The organism is Halorarum halophilum (assembly GCF_013401515.1).
Lineage (GTDB): Archaea > Halobacteriota > Halobacteria > Halobacteriales > Haloferacaceae > Halorarum > Halorarum halophilum.
The window spans coordinates 2,706,769-2,723,872 of the sequence record NZ_CP058529.1 but is presented as its reverse complement, the minus strand read 5'-3'; the positions used below and the strand labels follow the sequence as shown (position 1 = coordinate 2,723,872).

The 17,104-nt window shown below is 69.6% G+C and carries 18 protein-coding genes and 1 tRNA gene; 10 read left to right on the top strand and 9 right to left on the bottom strand.

The features are described 5' to 3' along the window. The first annotated feature begins 46 nt into the window (after window positions 1–46). Window positions 47–1,234, top strand: coding sequence for a M50 family metallopeptidase (locus HUG10_RS13710; RefSeq protein ID WP_179170113.1), 1,188 nt, complete (start codon window positions 47–49; stop codon window positions 1,232–1,234). 91 nt (window positions 1,235–1,325) lie between these two features. Here HUG10_RS13710 and HUG10_RS13705 read toward each other — a convergent pair whose 3' ends face one another. Next, entirely contained in the window at window positions 1,326–2,903 is a 1,578-nt protein-coding gene (locus HUG10_RS13705; protein ID WP_179170112.1) for a class I adenylate-forming enzyme family protein, read from the bottom strand. Window positions 2,904–3,141: 238 nt separating this feature from the next. On the opposite strand from HUG10_RS13705, the gene HUG10_RS13700 reads away from it, so the two are divergent. Beyond that, complete coding sequence (locus HUG10_RS13700; RefSeq protein ID WP_179170111.1) at window positions 3,142–4,281, top strand: GNAT family N-acetyltransferase; 1,140 nt, start codon at window positions 3,142–3,144, stop codon at window positions 4,279–4,281. 125 nt (window positions 4,282–4,406) lie between these two features. Here HUG10_RS13700 and HUG10_RS13695 read toward each other — a convergent pair whose 3' ends face one another. Together HUG10_RS13695 and HUG10_RS13690 are read right to left on the bottom strand one after the other, a co-directional pair. Continuing rightward, window positions 4,407–5,792 carry an outer membrane protein assembly factor BamB family protein gene (locus HUG10_RS13695; protein ID WP_179170110.1) on the bottom strand — a complete coding sequence of 462 codons (1,386 nt, stop codon included), beginning with the start codon at window positions 5,790–5,792 and terminating at the stop codon, window positions 4,407–4,409. Window positions 5,793–6,029: 237 nt separating this feature from the next. Then, a tRNA-His gene (locus HUG10_RS13690) sits at window positions 6,030–6,102 on the bottom strand. Between the two features lie 159 nt (window positions 6,103–6,261). On the opposite strand from HUG10_RS13690, the gene HUG10_RS13685 reads away from it, so the two are divergent. Further along, window positions 6,262–6,717, top strand: coding sequence for a DUF5814 domain-containing protein (locus HUG10_RS13685; protein ID WP_179170109.1), 456 nt, complete (start codon window positions 6,262–6,264; stop codon window positions 6,715–6,717). 12 nt (window positions 6,718–6,729) lie between these two features. On the opposite strand, the gene HUG10_RS13680 is transcribed toward HUG10_RS13685, so the two are convergent. The 3 genes from HUG10_RS13680 to HUG10_RS13670 all read right to left on the bottom strand — a co-directional run bounded on the left by HUG10_RS13680 (window position 6,730) and on the right by HUG10_RS13670 (window position 9,074). Then, window positions 6,730–7,167: a ribbon-helix-helix protein, CopG family gene (locus HUG10_RS13680; protein ID WP_179170108.1), complete on the bottom strand. Its 438-nt coding sequence runs from the start codon at window positions 7,165–7,167 to the stop codon at window positions 6,730–6,732. A 374-nt stretch (window positions 7,168–7,541) separates the two neighbouring features. Next, window positions 7,542–8,144, bottom strand: coding sequence for an RPA family protein (locus HUG10_RS13675; protein ID WP_179170107.1), 603 nt, complete (start codon window positions 8,142–8,144; stop codon window positions 7,542–7,544). Further along, window positions 8,145–9,074 (bottom strand): replication factor A, encoded by a 930-nt coding sequence (locus HUG10_RS13670; RefSeq protein WP_179170106.1) that lies wholly within the window; start codon window positions 9,072–9,074, stop codon window positions 8,145–8,147. 199 nt (window positions 9,075–9,273) lie between these two features. On the opposite strand from HUG10_RS13670, the gene HUG10_RS13665 reads away from it, so the two are divergent. The 3 genes from HUG10_RS13665 (at window position 9,274) to HUG10_RS13655 (ending at window position 11,302) form a co-directional block, all read left to right on the top strand. Beyond that, window positions 9,274–9,594 (top strand): DUF7091 family protein, encoded by a 321-nt coding sequence (locus tag HUG10_RS13665; protein ID WP_394354966.1) that lies wholly within the window; start codon window positions 9,274–9,276, stop codon window positions 9,592–9,594. After that, a complete protein-coding gene (locus tag HUG10_RS13660) occupies window positions 9,591–10,673 on the top strand; it encodes a mannose-1-phosphate guanylyltransferase (RefSeq protein WP_179170105.1) in 1,083 nt (360 codons plus the stop codon). The genes HUG10_RS13665 and HUG10_RS13660 overlap by 4 nt, the downstream gene beginning before the upstream one ends. 176 nt (window positions 10,674–10,849) lie before the next feature. Beyond that, a complete protein-coding gene (locus HUG10_RS13655; protein WP_179170104.1) occupies window positions 10,850–11,302 on the top strand; it encodes an ester cyclase in 453 nt (150 codons plus the stop codon). 25 nt (window positions 11,303–11,327) lie between these two features. On the opposite strand, the gene HUG10_RS13650 is transcribed toward HUG10_RS13655, so the two are convergent. Further along, window positions 11,328–11,816: a Tfx family DNA-binding protein gene (locus tag HUG10_RS13650; protein WP_179170103.1), complete on the bottom strand. Its 489-nt coding sequence runs from the start codon at window positions 11,814–11,816 to the stop codon at window positions 11,328–11,330. A 75-nt stretch (window positions 11,817–11,891) separates the two neighbouring features. Beyond that, window positions 11,892–12,356, bottom strand: coding sequence for a TRAM domain-containing protein (locus tag HUG10_RS13645; protein WP_179170102.1), 465 nt, complete (start codon window positions 12,354–12,356; stop codon window positions 11,892–11,894). Window positions 12,357–12,479: 123 nt separating this feature from the next. On the opposite strand from HUG10_RS13645, the gene HUG10_RS13640 reads away from it, so the two are divergent. Then, the gene (locus tag HUG10_RS13640; protein WP_179170101.1) at window positions 12,480–13,175 is read left to right on the top strand and encodes a hypothetical protein; all 696 of its coding nucleotides are present in this window, start codon (window positions 12,480–12,482) and stop codon (window positions 13,173–13,175) included. 60 nt (window positions 13,176–13,235) lie between these two features. After that, window positions 13,236–13,730: a luciferase domain-containing protein gene (locus HUG10_RS13635; protein ID WP_218780595.1), complete on the top strand. Its 495-nt coding sequence runs from the start codon at window positions 13,236–13,238 to the stop codon at window positions 13,728–13,730. A gap of 126 nt (window positions 13,731–13,856) precedes the next feature. Here HUG10_RS13635 and HUG10_RS13630 read toward each other — a convergent pair whose 3' ends face one another. Further along, window positions 13,857–14,279: a hypothetical protein gene (locus HUG10_RS13630; RefSeq protein ID WP_246310141.1), complete on the bottom strand. Its 423-nt coding sequence runs from the start codon at window positions 14,277–14,279 to the stop codon at window positions 13,857–13,859. Window positions 14,280–14,434: 155 nt separating this feature from the next. Here HUG10_RS13630 and HUG10_RS13625 point away from each other — a divergent pair, with 155 nt between their 5' ends. Both HUG10_RS13625 and HUG10_RS13620 read left to right on the top strand, forming a co-directional pair. Further along, window positions 14,435–15,553, top strand: coding sequence for a tRNA (guanine(26)-N(2))-dimethyltransferase (locus tag HUG10_RS13625; RefSeq protein ID WP_179170100.1), 1,119 nt, complete (start codon window positions 14,435–14,437; stop codon window positions 15,551–15,553). A gap of 197 nt (window positions 15,554–15,750) precedes the next feature. Beyond that, on the top strand, window positions 15,751–17,103 hold the full coding sequence (locus HUG10_RS13620; protein ID WP_246310140.1) for a YihY/virulence factor BrkB family protein: 1,353 nt from the start codon (window positions 15,751–15,753) through the stop codon (window positions 17,101–17,103). Window position 17,104: the final 1 nt, after the last annotated feature.

Below are 17,104 nucleotides of genomic sequence, written 5' to 3'. Positions count from 1 at the left end.
CACATCAACGCCCGGCTTTATACGCGGTCGACTGCTACGATTTCGCATGCGAGGAATCACGTTGGGCCGGGTCGCGGGCATCCCCATCCAGTTGAACTGGACGTTCCTGCTCGTCCTCCCGCTGTTCGCGTGGCTCATCGGGACCCAGGTCGGGGAGTTCGTCGAGCTCATCAACGGGGTCCTGAACGCGTCGCTCGACGCCGCGGCGCTGACCGGCGGGCAGCTCCCCTACGTCCTCGGAACCGCCGCGGCCGTGGGCCTGTTCGTCTCGGTGTTGCTCCACGAGTTCGGCCACTCACTGACCGCGATGCGGTTCGGCTACGAGATCGACTCCATCACCCTCTGGCTGTTCGGCGGCGTCGCGAGCTTCAAGGAGATGCCGGAGGACTGGAAGCAGGAGCTGCTGATCGCCGTCGCGGGACCCGTCGTGAGCGTCCTCATCGGCGTCGTCTCATGGATCGCCTTCCAGAACCTGGCGCTCCCGCCCGAGGTCGCGTTCGTCGTGGGCTACCTCGCGCTGATGAACGTCGTGCTCGCGGCGTTCAACATGCTCCCGGGGTTCCCGATGGACGGCGGACGCGTCCTGCGGGCGCTGCTGGCGCGGAACCGACCCCACGCACAGGCGACCAAGATCGCCGCCGAGGTCGGCAAGGTGTTCGCGTTCCTGCTCGGCCTCTGGGGGCTGTTCAACGGCAACCTCATCACCGTCGGGCTGGCGTTCTTCATCTACATCGCCGGCGCGGGCGAGGCCCAGCAGACGGTGCTCCGGGCCGCCTTCGAGAACGTCGTTGTCGACGACATCATGACCCCCCGCGAGGAGCTGAAGACGGTGACGCCGCACACCTCCGTCGCCGAACTGCTCGAACGGATGTTCTCCGAGCGACACACCGGCTACCCGGTGCTGAAGAACGGCCGCCTCGCCGGGATGGTGACCCTCGAGGACGCCCAGAGCGTCCGGGAGGTCGAGCGCGACGCCTACACCGTGGAGGACGTGATGGAGACCGACATCGCGAGCGTCACGCCGGACGCGGACGCGCTCGACGCGCTCGACGAGATGCAGGAGCGCGGCGTCGGCCGGCTGGCCGTCATCGACGTGAACGGCGACCTCGTCGGGCTCATCTCGCGGACCGACCTGATGACCGCGTTCAACGTCATCCAGTCGGGCGGCAGCGCGCTCACGGGCGGCCTCCGCGGCAGCGGGAACCTCCCAGACGTGGGCGGCCCCCGGGTCTGAGTCGGCGCCGGGGCTCGAATCGACCCCGAACGGTCGCCCGGATCGCCGTCCAACCCGTCCACCGTCCGCCGGTCGCGGACTTCCGGGGCCGTCAGTCCGACACCGCCCCCTCCCGGAGCGCCACGCGGCGGACCTTGCCGTTGTAGGTCCGGGGCAGTCGCTCGACGAACCGAATCTCGCGGGGGTGTTTGTACGGCGCCACGTGCTCCAGGCAGTACGCCTTCAGTTCCCCCTCGGTCACCGTCGCGTCGTCCTCGACCACGACGTACGCCTCGATCGTCGTCGTCCGGCGCTCGTCCGGGACGCCGACGACGGCCGCGTCGACGACGGCGTCGTGCTCGTGGAGGACGTCCTCGACCTCCCGCGGGTAGACGGTGTAGCCGGCGGTGACGATGACGTCGGACTTCCGGTCGACGACCTCGTAGTAGTTGTCCGCATCCCGGCGGGCGACGTCGCCGGTTCGGAAGTAGCCGTCCTCGGTGAACGCCTCGGCGGTCTCGGCCGGCCGTTCGTGGTAGCCGGGGGTCACGTGCGGCCCGCGCACGAGGAGTTCGCCGGTCTCCCCGGGCGCGACCTCGCGGCCGACCTCGTCGACGATCTTGCAGTCCGTCGCGCGGAGGGGCTGTCCGATCGTGCCGGGACGTGGCCCGAACGTCGACCCGAAGCCGACGTGCGTCCCGCCGCCGGTCTCGGTGAGCCCGTACGCCTCGAACAGTTCGACGCCGGCGACCTCCTCGAACCGCTTCTGGACGGCGGTCGGCATCCTGTCGCCCCCCTCCATCACCTCGCGGAGGCTCGACAGGTCGTACTCGCCGAAGCGGTCGTGGTTGACGATGTCGACGTACATCGCCGTCACGGCCCCGAACTTCGTGATCCGCTCGGCCTCGATGGTCTCCATGGTGGTCACGGGGTCCCACTCGGTTGGGTCCCGGAGGAAGACGGTCCCGCCCCGAACCAGCGGCTGCCACGTCCGGTTGATGAACCCCGCGATGTGCGCGAGCGGTAGCACGGAGAGGAACCGCTCCTCCTCGGGGGGGAGCGCCGTCCGTTCGAACCCGATGAGCGACTGCGCGCGGACGTTCCGGTGGGTGAGGAGGACGCCCTTCGGCTCCCCCGTCGTCCCGCTCGTGTAGGGTTGCATCGCGACGTCGTCGTCCTCGCGCTCGACGAGCACCGGGTCCCCGTCGAGCGACTCGAAGGCGACCGTGTCCGGACGGCGGTCCACGAGGTCGTCGGATCGGTCCTCATCGACGAGGATGATCGTCGGGGTACCGTCGACCAGTTCGAGCGCGTCCGCGACGCGGTCCAGCAACGACGGCTCGGTGACGACGGCGGCGGCCCCGCTGTCGCCGACCTGGCCGGCGATCTCCCGCGGGGTGAACTGGGGGTTCATCGGTACGAACGGCGTCCCGGCCCTGAACGCGGCGAGCGCGACGAGGACGACCTCCGGCCGGTTGTGCAGGAAGATCGCGATCCTGTCGTCGAGACGAAGCCCGACGTCCCGGAGGCCGCCGGCGATGCGCGCGGACCGGTCCCGGAGCGCCGCGTGGCTGTACTCGTCGCCGTACATCTCGAGCGCGAGGGCGTCGCCACGGTTCTCGGCCGACTCGTCGTACAGACGGGCAACGTTACCGGCGGTCGCCTCGGCGGGGAACGACTGTCGCGTCATGTGGTACCATTCGTCCCGGGGCTGAAAGTTCGTCAGAGAGTATCGTTCGGAAAGCCGGTCTTTCAACGAGTTCGCTCAGGATACCCTCGAGGGCAGTCACGCGCTCGCACCAAGTAGGAGACCGCGCCGGCGAGTAATCCGCCGTTTGTCGGCGGTAAACCCGACCTTCCAGGTGGTTCCCCGGTGAACGATTACACCCACTTTTACGCCGCTTCCATGAACGTAGGAGGGAGTTCGAATGGTCACGACCGAAGACGGCCGGTCCGAATACGCCGTACGACAGTACGAGCCCAGCGACCGCGAGGAGGTGCTCTCGCTGTACGGGACGGTGTTCGGGCGGGACGACGAGTCCTGGTTCGACTGGCGATACGTCGACAACCCCTACCTGTCGGAGGTTCCCATCTGCGTCGCGGACCGCGACGGCGAGGTGGTCGGCGCGCGGCCGAGCCTTCCGTTCCCGCTGCGCGTCGGCGGCGAGCGCGTGCTCGCCATCGCGCAGGTCGACCCGATGGTCGCCCCCGAGCACCGCCGTCGCGGCCTGTTCTCCAGGATGGTGACCCACGTCTACGGGTACTACGCCGACCGGGAGCCGTCGGTGTCCATCGGGTTCCCGAACGAGGCGGTAATGGGGGCGCTCTCGAACCTCGACGAGGAACTCTCGCTCCACAGGGGCGTGACCCGGGAGTTCCCCGTCCACTATCGGCTTCAGGACCCCGGCGCGCTCCTGTCCTCGAAGGTGGACGACGGGGCGCTCGGGCGTCTCGTCGGCGGCCTGGCGGGGGCGGCCGGGCGGGGGGTCCTTTCGGTTCGAACCGGCTCGCCGGGCGGGTCGGCCACGGTGACGGTGACGCCGTACGACGGCGTCCCCGCGGCGGAACTGGCGAACCTCGCCGAGCGTTCCGTCACGCCGCGGGCGCACGCTTACCGCGACGAGACGTTCTACCGCTGGCGGTACGCTAACCCGCGGTTCGACTACGTGACCTACGTGGCGGACGTCGACGGGCGCCGCGAGGCCGCCCTCATGGTCGGACGCAAACGGGCGGGGGACGTCGACGTGGTTCACGTCTCCGACGTCGCTCCGCTCGGAGGCCGGGAGCCCTGGCGGACGGCGCTCGACCACCTGTTCTCCCGCGTCGTGGCCGACTTCGACGACGCGGACCTCCTCGCCGTCGCCGGCGAGGTCGTCCCAGCCGGGATCCTCGACAGGTATCGGTTCCGCCCAGCGACGGCGTTCCCGCTCTCGCGCCTGACGGCGACGACCTACCTCGTCGCCCGCCCGTTGACGAACCGCGACGTCGACGAGTGGCGAGTCGGGGGACAGGTACTCTCCGAGGACGACCGGTGGCGATTCACCTTTTGCGAGCGCGAGATCGGGTGAGTAGTCGTTCGCGGTCGAAGCGGTCGCTCGGAGTGGTTCCCGACCAGGGGTCGGGGCGCGGGGATCGAACCCGCGGCCGGTCGTTCGGCCAACGCCCCGTTGGCCGACACTCGGTCGACGGCCCGTCAGTCCGTCGACTCCTCCAGTTTCACGAGCCCCTGGTACCGTCCGGCGTCCGGGTTGTACGGCCTGGCCAAGTACATCGCGCCGCCCGCGAGCACCGGGGCGTGGCGGGGATCGATCCCCAACTGCCAGAGCCGTTCACCGTCCTCGACGTCGAGCGCGTTGAGGCCGGCCGGCGCCGCGCCGCTGAGTGACGTGTACACCGCGCCGTTGCCGACTGACGGTTCGGACCATCTGCTCGACGAGAGATCGCAATCCATGCCGCCGGGGATCGACTCCGGCCCGCACGACGCGGGTGCTTCCCTGCGCCACAGTTCCGTTCCAGTCTCGGGGTCGAGCGCCGCGACGATGGCGCCGTACGCCGGATCCATCGTCGTGCCTCCTTCCACGTTCGTGACGGCGTAAACCGCGTCTTCCGTGACCGCGGGCTGTTCGTGTACCCTGTCCCAACCGCGGTACTGCCACTGCTCCGTGCCATCGTCCGCGTCGAGCGCCAAGAGGATCCCCCTGTCCGTCAGCGCGTAGACGGTGCCGTCGGCGGCGATCGGTGAGTACTGCCAGTTGTCCCCGCCTTCCCGCTGGAGTTCCCACTCCGTCTCCCCGGTCGCCGCCGAGATCGCGCGGAGGAATCCAGTGTCGTCGACCCACCCGACGACGAAGACCTTCCCGTCGCTCACCGCCGGCGTCGACACCCTCGCGTCGTGCTCCTCGGTCCCCTCGATCGTCACCGTCCACGATCCACCACAACTGTCGAGGGGAATTGCGGCGACGACCGCGTTCCTCGACGGGTGGCTGCGCGAGGTCGGGGAGACGGCCGCGTAGAGGGTTCCTCCGACGATCCGCGGCGGAGCGGGGTTGTACCTGTCCCTGGTCGTCTCGCCGAACGGCGTGGTGGACCGGATCGACCCGTCGGCGGCGTCGAGCGCGTAGACGGTCGAGTCCCCGCCGACGACGTAGACGGCGTCCCCGACCGCCGCCGGGACGGAGAGGTTCGACGTGTCCTCCACCGCCGTCCGCCAGCGGACCGACGCGTCGGCGGAATCGAGTGCGACCACCTCGACGGTCGAATCCCCTTCCAGGGTGACGTAGACGGTCCCGTCGGCCACCACCGGGATGGTCATCGACGCGTCCGCGTCGTCGGGGTTCCACTCCCACGCCTCCTGCGCACCCGTGGTCGGACTCCCCGCTCCCGGGTTGGATGCCGTGCTCCCGGCCGCCGCCCTGTAGGCCGGCCAGTCCGTTCCTTCGGCCTCCGATTGCGTCGATGTCCGGTCGGAGGTAGTAGTCTCCCCACCCAACCGTGCGTTCTCGCCCGTCGCGAGACCCGCCGCGCCGATGATCCCGCCGACTGCCGCTCCGAACGTTCGCCTCGTGTAACGGTGGCTCACGTAGGTGGATTCCAGCGACGAGAGATTACTATCGTCCTGATAATGTCTGCAGGCGGTACTCTTCCATAGAAACGCTCGATCCGCCGGCACGCGTCGGGCGACGGACAGGCAGCCGCATCCACCGCGTTGAACAATCTCCCTGTTGCGGACGACGGCGCGACGTCGTCAAACGGTTTCCGTCACCGAAACGCTGGACTGGGACGGTTGCAACCGCGGGAAACGAAGCGGAAAAACGAGGTCCAGGTGCGAGAATCGAACCCGCGTCTCAGCCTCCACAAGGCTGAAGGATGGTCCACTACCCCAACCCGGACACGCACACGAACGTACTGCGCTCCGATTCAAATACGTTACGAACGCCGGCGGGTGGTGCGATGAACACCCACACGCCGGTCGAGGTGCGGGTTCTGATGGGAACGGAGGTGACGGACCGTCGGGCTTTTGGCCCGCTCGCGCCTTTCTCCGGGTAACAGTGGCCATCACGGACAAGATCTACCTCAAGAACCACCGGCAGATCGCCTCCCAGATCGGGACGAGCATCCCGAAGGGGGCGTTCAAGGGCGCCACGCTGGACATCGTGTTCACCGGCGACGGTCTCGCCGAGGTGGACGAGGCGACCCGCGACCGCCTGCTGGAGTTCGTCGAGGACTTCATGGACTGCGACTGCGACAACGCGCCGTACTGCGGGCACCCGGAGCGGAAGTTCATCCAGTACCTGCTGGAGCTCCGGGCGCAGGGGATGGGGCCGGACGCCATCGTCGACATCATGGGCGACGACTACATGCTGTACGCCTACCCGGGCGACGTGCTCTCCTTCCTCGACTCGGCGGTGCGGACGCTGGAGGCGGTGGAGTCGCTCGCCGAGGTCGAGGGCGACCGGGAGATGGAGGGCGAGGCGCGGGACGCGAAGCGAACGCTGGCGCGGTGAGCGGCCGGCGGCTCAGCCGAGTTTGTACGGCTCGTCGGACTCGAGGTCGAGGTCCGGCGCGCCGCGCTCCTCGTCGAGGTCCTCGAGGTTCACCACGTCCTCGCCGTCGTCGTCGTCGGACTCGAGGCGGTCGTGGAGGTACGTCGCGTACTGCTTGTACTCGTCGAGCTGTTCGCGCAGGTGCTCGGCCTCGAGTTCCAGTCGCTCGTGCTCGCGGACGAAGCTCCGCGGGACCGACACGGTCGGCGGGAACGGCGCGTCGTCGTCGCCGTTCGCCTCGTACTCGTGCTCCGGGACGACCTCGATCTGGCCGTCGTGGGCGACGAGCGCCTCGACGTAGTCGCGGAACACCGCCGACAGCGAGAGGTCCCGCTCGTCCGCGATCTCCCGGAGCGCGTCGAAGGCGTCCTCGTTGACGCGGAAGGAGACCGTCTTGTTCTTGTTACTCATTGGTCGTGTTTGGGGTGTTCGTTCACTTAACGGTTCGTCAGACGGTTGTATGCTATTTCCGGTGATCTTGGAGGTTCGTCGACGGTGAAGCCGTTTGGTTCGGTTGGTCAGTTGTGATGCTCATTGGAGTCGGCTGGCCGGAGAAGCGGACCACTACCCCTGAGCGTGATGAGAGCCACACCCTCCCCAACCGATTGCGCCCCTCGCTCCTGTCGGTCGCTTCGGTGCTCATCCCTCGCGCGCGTCCGGCGCGGACGGAGCCGCGCCGCCACGCGCCAACCGCAGCCGGCAGACGAGCGTCGCCACTCGCCGATCGGTTCTCGAAAAAGCCGCGTGGGGGAATGCGAATCGAGGGTCGCGCGACCCGGACGGGCCTACGCGGGCGCCTCGTTCTCCTCGAGTTCGTCGCCGTCGTCGAGCGATTCGAGCGCGGCGACGGCCGCGTCGGTGTACTCCTCCACCGGGAGGTCGTACTCCTCGCGGGCCATCAGCGCGTACTCGTTGCCCTCGTCGTCGAACCGGTCGACGCGTTCGAGGGTCCGCCGGGCCGTCTCGACGACCCAGCGGTCGCGCGTGGCGGCGTCGACCGAGGTGATGGACTCGGGGCGGACCGAGACGTTGACGGTTCCGTCGTCGGTCTCGTAGGTCCGCGGCTTGCCGACCACCGCGACGTAGGCGGGCGGCTCCAGTTCGCGGAGCGCGCTCGCGGCCTCGGGCTGGTACTGTCCGGCGTACGCGAAGAACGTGCCCGTCGGGTCGACGATGCGGCCGCGCCAGTACTCGCTGTCCTCGCCGACGTCCTCCTTCTCGGTGAGGGTGCCGACGAGGAACACGCGGTTCGCGCGCTCCCCGGTGGGGAGCAGCAGGTAGAGCGGCGCCCGCTCGTCCTCGGACTCCTTGAACGTGTAGCTGGCGTCGTTGTACTCGCGGGCGAACACCCGCCGGGCGACCTCTCGGGTCGGGACGTTTCCACTCATTTACATCGACCTCGCTTTGATCAGCACGTCCTCGGCATCCGCCGGCCCGGACAGCTCCTCGAACTCGTCGACGAGCACGTACCGGCCGAACGTCGGCCCGCGGACGCGGTAGTAGTGCCCGACGATCCCGTCGGCCATCTCCTCGCCGACCACCGTGGTGTCGAGCGCGTCCTGTGCCATGCTCTTGGCGTCCTCGAGGGAGATGCCCGTCAGTTCGGTGGTCGCCTCCTCGTTGAAGATGACCTCCTGGACGGTCTCGCCGTCGTCGAGGACGGCCTTGATCCGCAGGTCGAACTCGCCGTCGACCTGGCCGTGCTCGTTACAGCGACCGTTCTGCAGCACTCGGGTGCAGCCCTCCTCGGGGCAGCGCTTGATGAGCCCGGAACCGGACTGGATGTCCACCAGCGCGCCCTCGACCTCCGAGGAGTCGTCGCCGACCTCCACGTCCTCGTCGAGTTCCTCGATGGTGGTCGTCCGGTTGAGCTTCACCGAGTAGCTGCCCTGGTACTCGTCGGTGACGACATTGCCCAGCGCGTAGCTCGCGCCCTCCTCCAGTTCCGGGAGGTCGCTGGTGTCGAAGGCGACGAACTTGATGGTACCCGACTCGTCGCCGAGCAGGCCAACCTGCGCGATGGACTCGTGTCCGGGGTCCCAGAGGTCGGCCACCTTCACCCGCAGGTCGACCCACTGCTCGTCCTGCTCGATGTCACCGACGAGCGCCTGCTCGGCGCCGCCGGGCGCGAGTTCGTCACGGTCCATCCCCGCCTCGTCGAGGTAGGAGTTGACGACGCTCCGCCGCGCCTCGTCGACCGGGACGCTGTACTCGGTGACGAGCGCGTCGAGCTTCTCCTCGACGTCGTCGACCGTGAGGTCTAGATGGTCTGAAAACTGCTCGTGTATCTCTTCCGCGTGGGTTCGCAAATCTGCCATGGTTCTCCTGCCTCCGCTCAGTTTTCCGGTGGGAGGCATACGTCGGTTGGTGCCTCATCGTATTTAAGTCTCCGGTGCCGGGGTGGAAGTGAAAACTGCCCGGAGGGAGCCCGAGAAGCGCGGATTCCGAACCGGGTTCGCTCCGTCTCGCGGTCCCCGTGGCAACGGACCTATGTCGCTGCCGGTCGCAGGGTCGTGCATGACGCTGACCGACCGCTTCCGTCGCGTCCTGCGCCAGCAGGCGCGAAAGGCCGGCCGGGAGTACACCCGGAGCAGGGACGCGTACCGCGAGGGACGGATGGAGGGAGCCGACCCCGGGCGGGACGAACCGACCGACCCGGCGACGTTCGACCTCCCGGACGACGGCGACGGGAGCGCCAGGATCGTCTGCCGACGGTACGCGGAGAAGCGGGCCGTCGTCGTCGACCGCGGCGGCCGGCCGGAGTGCTTCACGGCCGACCACGTGGACTGCGAGGGCTGCGCCGAGGACGTCCGCGAGGGTCGGGTCCAGACGTGGTGAGCGGCTCACCCGCGGATGAGCGTCGACCAGTTAGCGAGTCGACGCTCGACCGGCCAGTCGTCGCCGTCGTCCTCGCCGGCGGCGTCGGGTCGCGGCTCTACCCCGCCTCTCGGGGCGACCGGCCAAAGCAGTTCCTCCCCCTGGGCACGGACTCCGACGAGAGCCTCCTCTCCCGAACCGTCGCGAGGCTCGACTTCGCCGACGAGGTGCTCGTCTCGACGCGCCCGGCGTTCGCCGACGAGGTCCCCGAGCACGCCCCCGACACCGAGGTCGTCGTCGAACCGGCCGGCAAGGACACCGGGCCGGCGCTCCTGTACGCGACGTGGGAGGCCCGGAGGCGGGTCACGGGCGACGCCGATACCGCCGCGGACCCGGTCGTCGTGTGCCTGCCGTCGGACCACCACGTGCCCGACGCCGAGGCGTTCGCGGCGGCGATGAGCCGCGGCGCCCGCGTCGCCGCCGACACCGGCGCGCTGGTCGCCTTCGGGGTCGAACCGACGCGACCCGACACCGGGTACGGGTACATCGAACCCGGCGCGCAACACGGGGGCTATGCCGACCTCGCCGCCTTCCACGAGAAGCCTGACGCCGAGACCGCCCGGGAGTACCTGGCGGCGGGATACCGCTGGAACGCCGGTATCTTCGCGTGGACGCCGGCGGCGCTGTTCGCGGCCGCCCACGACACCCCGCTCGCGCCGCTCGCCGACGCGCTCGAGGCGGGGGAACCGAAGCGGGGGTTCGACGCCGTGGAGCCGATAAGCATCGACTACGCGGTGATGGAACGGGCCGACGAGGCGGCGGTCGTGCCCGTCGACTTCGTCTGGGACGACCTCGGGTCGTGGGACGCGCTCGAACGCGTGCTCGGGGGCGACGCGCACGGCAACACCCTCGACTCTGACGCGCTCGCACTCGACGCCTCGGGGAACGTCGTCGTCAGCGACGACAAGCACGTCTCGGTCGTCGGCGTCGACGACCTCTGCGTGGTCGCCTACGACGACCGCGTGCTGGTGGTGCCGAAGGCGGAGGCACAGCGGGTGCGCGAGGTCGTCGCGCGGCTGAAAGGTGACGGATCGTTCTGAGGACGCGAATCACCGATTACCGGACGACGCGACCGCATCAAGCCCACGAGAGAACGGAGCGACGCGGGTCGAACGTGACGGGATAGGACCGGATTTCGGGGGTCGGCCCGATTCATAACGAAGGTTTCCGGAAGCGTTTGCCGCCACCACCCGTCGGCGGTGACGGGACGAACATCATGACGACATCCGAAGAAAACGAGGAAGTGGTACGGCGGCTCACCGAGGAGGTCTGGGGGAACGAGAACTTCGACGTCATCGACGAACTCGTCGACGAGGACTACGTCCTCCACGACTCGTCCATGCCCGAGGAGATCCGCGGCCCCGACGGCTACCGCGAGATGGCCGAGATGGGGGCAGGCATCGTCGACGGGTCGATCTCGATCGACCAGATGATCTCGACGGACGACATGGTCGTGTCACGGTGGACGCAGCAGGGAACCCACACCGGGGAGATAGCGGGGGTCGAGCCGACGAACGAGGAGGTCACGATCACGGGGATCGACATCAGCCGAATCGAGGACGGTAAACTCGCCGAGTCGTGGCAGGAGGTCAACATGCTGAACATGCTGATGACGATCGGCGCGGTCCCGGAGGACCTCTTCTCGGAGGAGATGCCGGCGAGCGACTGAGGAGGGCCCGACAGGCCAAGAGGGGCTACTCCGATCGTCGAACGCGGACGGCGCCGGCGCTGGTGACGCCGACGAGGATGGGCGCGACGACCTTCCGGCCCTGTACGGCGTCGCCGGCCTCGTCGCTCACGAGTTTCATCAGGTCGGGGGCGGTGTGGTTCACCTTCACACCCGCCGCGTCGCAGGCGTCGTAGACTCGCTGCGGGACGTCGTAGAGGTCCTCGCCGGCCTCCACCTCGACCTGGACGGGGGCGGCGAGCGCCTCGGCGAACGCGACCGTCTCGCGCGCCTTGGCGATGTTCTCGCGGGCGCTCGCCTCGACGCTGGAGACGTTCGCCCGGGAGGTGCCGAGCAGCGCCGCGATGTCGGCCTGGCGGGTGCCGCGCTCGCGGAGGGCGAGCACCTCGGCCTGACGGCGGGTGAGCACGCTCGCTTCGGGGTCGAATCCGACGCCATCGAGCAACTCCTCGACGTCGACCTCGACGGCGCCGGCGTCCCCGTCCGGATCTGCCATACCGGTTCTCCGGCCGCCTGCCACAAAAAGGAATAGTTCGGACTGTCCGTGCGCGGCTTCCGGGGTGATCGTGCCCTACGAGCCCCAGAAGTTGTCGCGCGAGCCGAGCCGCTGGGCCTCCTTCTCCCTGCTCGTCTTCTCGCCGTCGCTCGCGGGGTCGGCCTCGTCGAGGTCGGAGTCACCCTCCTCTCCCTCTTCGCCCTCCATCGGCAATTTCTCGACGATCTCCTTGGCCGTCGCGTGGTTCTGCTTCACGCGGTCGATGCGGACGCGGACCCGTGACGGCGGGAGCGCCCCGTCGATCATGACGATGAAGCCGTCCTCCGTGCGCCCGACGCCGGCGCCGCTCTCGTGGATGTCCTCCACGTCGAGGACGACCTCCTCGCCGGGTTTGACGGGCTGCTGTTTGAGGTCCGAGATCGGCATGTCGTAGCTGTTGCACCACTCCGCGCCGCCGCGGTCGCCGTAGTGCTGACAGCCCATCCCGTTGATGCGTTCGGAGAACCGTGGGCATTCGTCCGCCAGTGGACAGTCCGGCATACTGCAGGGTAGCCGGCGGGCCGTCTAAACGCTTCCGTCTGGCCCACTCGTGGCCTCCGAACGGCTCTCGTCCCCACGAGACGACCACCGGGGATTCTTCTCTCCCCACCGCGTACGGCGGTCGTGAACCGTCGCGCCCCCGAACTCGCGCTGCTCGCCGGCCTGGTGCTCGCGCTCTCCATCGGCGGGTTCGCGCTCTGGGCCACGGGCGATCTCACCCCGTCGCTGCTCACCGGTGCGGCGCTCCTCTACCCCTTCGCCTGCTACGCGGTCGTCCACGACGACGACCCGACGACGGTGCTCCCGGCCCACGCCGTCGGTCTGCTCGGCGCACTCGCCGGCGCACTGCTCGTGCTCGACGCGCTCGTGGCCGGGCCGTCCTCGGCGACGAACCCCGTGGCCGCCCTCCTCCGCGGCCTGTTCCTCGGGTCGCTGGTCGCGCTGCCGCCCGCGGCCTACGCGGTCGCCTACGGCGACTCCGAGCCCCGGGTTCCCCCTCGGCGGGCGTTCGCCGCGGCGCTCGCGCTCGGCCTCCTGCTCGTAGTGGCAGGTACCCTCGCCGGGACCGCCTTCGGCGCCGCCGCGGGTGGGCTACTCGCGCTCGCCGGCGGGTTGTACGCGCGGGAATGGGGGTATCGACCGGGTCACGACGCGAGGCTGGCCGGCGTCGGCGGGGGCGTGCTCGTCGGGACCGCGCTAGTGGTGCTCGGCCTGGCACGCGACGAGGCGATACTGCCCTCGGTCCTCGCCGCCGTCGGCGTCGTGCTGGCCCCCGGTATCTACTACGCGCTCACCGTGGAGTCGGCGTCGTTCGAGTGAGTTCGACGCGTCCCGGGCGCCCCCGGGTCCAGTTTTCCCCCTCCGCGCCGTACCTCGGGTATGGAAACCGAGCGCGAACAGGTCTCGAGCACCGTCGAGCGCCTCGTCAACGAGGTCGGGGGCTGGCCCCACGTCACGACCGGAGAGCATCGGTTCGGCGGGACCGAGTTCCGCGTCGGCCCCCGCGAGATCGGGCACGTCCACGCCTGGGGGATGCTGGACGTCTCCTACCTCCGGAAGCTCCGCGACGTCCTGATCGACGAAGGGCACACCGGCGCCCACCACCTCCTCGTCGAGTCCGGCTGGACCACCTACCACGTCGAGTCGGCCGACGACTACGACCACGCCCGGTGGCTGCTCCGCCTGTCGTACCTCTACCACGTCGCAGTCCTGCGGAAGACGCCCGCCGGCGCGGAGGAACTGCCGACGTCGACGTCGAGTCGGAACTCGCCGAGCTGGACCCGAGCCCGGCCGTCCGCGAGGCGTTCGAACGGCGGTGAGTCCACGGGGGCCGGAAGCAGCGCAGCCTCGACGTTCCGAACGCCGACCCTGTGAAAACTGCGACCGCGTCATCGACCAGGTCCGACGCATCCAGTGTGTTCGTCGCTCCCGTGTCCGGGGTAGGCGGACTGAGTCGATAGGGAACCGGCCCAAGAGGGTGGGTTTCCCTGCGGCCAGCGTTCACAGGAACTCGCGGACGTCCGAGTACCACATGTCGTGGTGGTCCACCCGATCGAGTCGCTCCGCCACGTCCACCGCGAGCGCGTGCCAGCAGCGCTCGTCGGGGTCCTCGGCGTCGAGGTTGTACGCCGCGTCCTCGCAGTCGCAGTTGCCCTCCTCGACGACGTGCTCCTGCCGGTGGCCGACGACGACCGTGAAGTCGCGGTACTGCTTCACGCGCTCCTCGGAGACGGCCTCGATGGCCCGCCGGCCGCGGGTGCCGTGGGTCCCGATGATCGCCTCGACGATCACGGGTCTGAGTTCGCCCGCCGCCTCCAGCGCCGTGCGCCAGTCCTCGGCGACGAGGTCGGCGAGTTCCTCGTCCGAGGGGCCGTCGCTCCTCGCGTCGGCGTCCAGGCCGGCGTCGGCGTTCCCCTCGGTCATGCCCGACGCTAGGTGACCCCGGGGCAAAACCGCTTCGGAGGCCCGAGCGCGGCGTCGACGGCCGCGAAATCGGAAATCGCGGGTGGTCGAGCCGCACCGGTCGCGGCGCGCAGTCGGGTCGCTTATCCTCGCCAGCGCCACACGTACCGATACAGATGCAGATCGAGGAGGGCGGCGTCACGGTCGAGGTCCAGGGCGCCCGCGACGGCGCCAGCGAGGGGCGCAACGAGGACGTGTTCTACAACCCCGAGATGGAGCTGAACCGCGACGTCACCGTCGCCGTCCTGCGCGCGTACGCCGACCGGGAGCCGCGCGCGAACACCTACCTCGACGCGATGGCCGCCTCGGGCGTCCGGGGGACCCGTGCGGCCGCCGAGGGCTGGAACGTGACCTGCGCCGACGTGGACGAGGAGGCCGTCTCCCTCGCGAACCGGAACCTCGCCGAGTACGACGGGAGCGAGGCCGTCGAGGCTGACGCGAACGCCCTGCTCCACACCGACTTCTTCGACGTGGTCGATATCGACCCGTACGGCTCGCCGATGCCGTTCGTCGACGCGGCGGTCGCCGGCACGCGGAACCTGCTCTGCGTCACCGCGACCGACACGGCGCCGCTGTGCGGCGCGCACTTCGACGCCGGCGTCCGGCGGTACTCCACGGTCCCGCGGAACACCGACTACCACCCCGAGATGGGCCTGCGCGTCCTGCTCTCCGCGCTCGTCCGCCGCGCCGCGAGCCGGGACAAGGCGGCCAGACCCGTCCTCTCGCACGTCTCGCGCCACTACGCCCGGACGTACCTCGAACTCGACGCGTCGGCCTCGGCCGCGAACGACTGCGTCGTCGAACTCGGCCACGTCCACCACTGTCAGGACTGCCTGGAGCGCGAGCACGAGTACGGCCTCGTCGCGAACCCCCCCGAGACGTGCCCGCACTGCGACTCGAACCGGCTCGTCACCGCCGGCCCGCTCTGGCTCGGCCGGGTCGCCGACGCCGACTTCGCTGAGTCCGTCCGCGGGGCGGTGACCGACGACATGGGGACGGCAAAGCGCGCCCGGAAGCTCCTCGACACCCTCTCGGGCGAACTCGACACGCCGACCCACTACGACCAGCACCGGCTCTGCGAGCTCTGGAACCGCCCCGCGCCGGGGATGGACGACTTCATCGAGGCGCTCCGGGACGCCGGCTTCGAGGCGACGCGCGCCCACTACGCCGGCACGGCGCTCAAGACCGACGCCTCCATCGAGGAGATGCGCGACCCGACCGCCCACCTCGGGTAGGCCGACTGTACCACCGAGCGCCCGCCCGCCGACTCCCCGACGCACTACGGACGGTAATCGAGGGCTCGTTGGAACGGGGTACCCCACGGCTCACGCTCGGCCACACTGCGGTGGGCTGGACTGAAACGGGGCTGCACTCGGCGGAACCTGCCATTGACGCCCGAGCTTTCTTGACGCTTTCACGCGAATTATCGCCCGTGTCAACGGAGTCCCGGGCCCGCGTGTGGCGGACAGTCGATCTCCTCCGGCGGGTCGCGCGGACGACCACCGACCTGGAGGTAACCTTCCTCGCGGCGGGCGTCGCCTACTACGCCTTCGCCTCGCTCCTCCCCACGGTCATCCTCGTCTTCCTGATCGCGGCCGCGGTCGGCCAGGAACAGCTCGTCACTATCGTCGTCTCCTCGAGCTCCGGGCTGCTGACCGACGCCGGCCAGCAGTTCGTGGTCCAGGCCATCGAGAGCGGGGCCGGCAGGGGCGGGGCGACGGTGTTCAGCGCCCTGCTCGCCATCTGGGGCACCCTGAAGGTGTTCCGCGGCATCGACACCGCCTTCGAGAACATCTACGGCGCGGTCGGGAAGAGCTCGTTCGTCGACAGGCTCAGGGACTCGGTCGTCGTCGCCGTCAGCATCGGCGCGAGCTTCCTCCTGATGCTGGTGCTCGGGAGCGTGCTCGTCGCGCTCGACCTCGGGTTCGGCCTCGGCATCCTGAGCGTCCTCGTGCTCCCGGTGGTGCTGACGGCCGCGTTCCTCCCGATGTACTACTTCTTCCCCGAGCCCCGGGTGAGCGTCCGCGAGGTGCTCCCGGGCGCGGTGTTCGCCGGAGTCGGCTGGACGCTCCTCCAGGCCGGGTTCCAGGCCTACATCGGGCTCCAGGGCGCGAGCGGGAGCGGCCCGCAGGTGTACGGCGCCATCGGCGCGGTGCTGCTGCTCGTGACGTGGCTCTACCTCGGCAGCCTGGTCGTCCTGGTCGGCGTCGTCGTGAACGTGACGCTGGCCGAGGGCCGCCGCCCGGGCTTCGACCCCGGCGCCAAACCGCAAGCAGACGTCGGGGCGAAACGGCCGATCGGCGACGGGAACGGACGCGGTGAGGCGCGGGCGCGACACGCGAGGGACCGGGACGGCCGAGACCGGCACGGTAAAGGGGGCGCCGGACATGCCCGAGCACACATGAGCGGGGAAGCGAACGACGAGCCCGCGCCCGACATCGCGGAGCTGGATCGCCGGGTCGCGGAACTCCGCGCCGAACTCGACGACATCGACGAGCGGACCGTCGAGAAGCCGGCCCTGGAGTCCGAGCTGAAGCGATACGTCCGGTCGCGGATGCGCCGCGGCCACGCCCGCGGGTGGGGGCCGTACCTGGTGCTGCTGTACGGCGTCGTCCTCACCCTTGGGGCGTTCTACTGGCTCGACGGCTGGTTCGCCATCGGGGCGATGCTCGTCCTCTTCCTCTCCACCCTCGGACTGTACACCCTGTTCCTCGTGGTTGGAGTGGGGTTGAACCTCCTCGACGTCCCCGGGAAGGCCATCGACGCCGTCCGGGACCGGCGGTGAC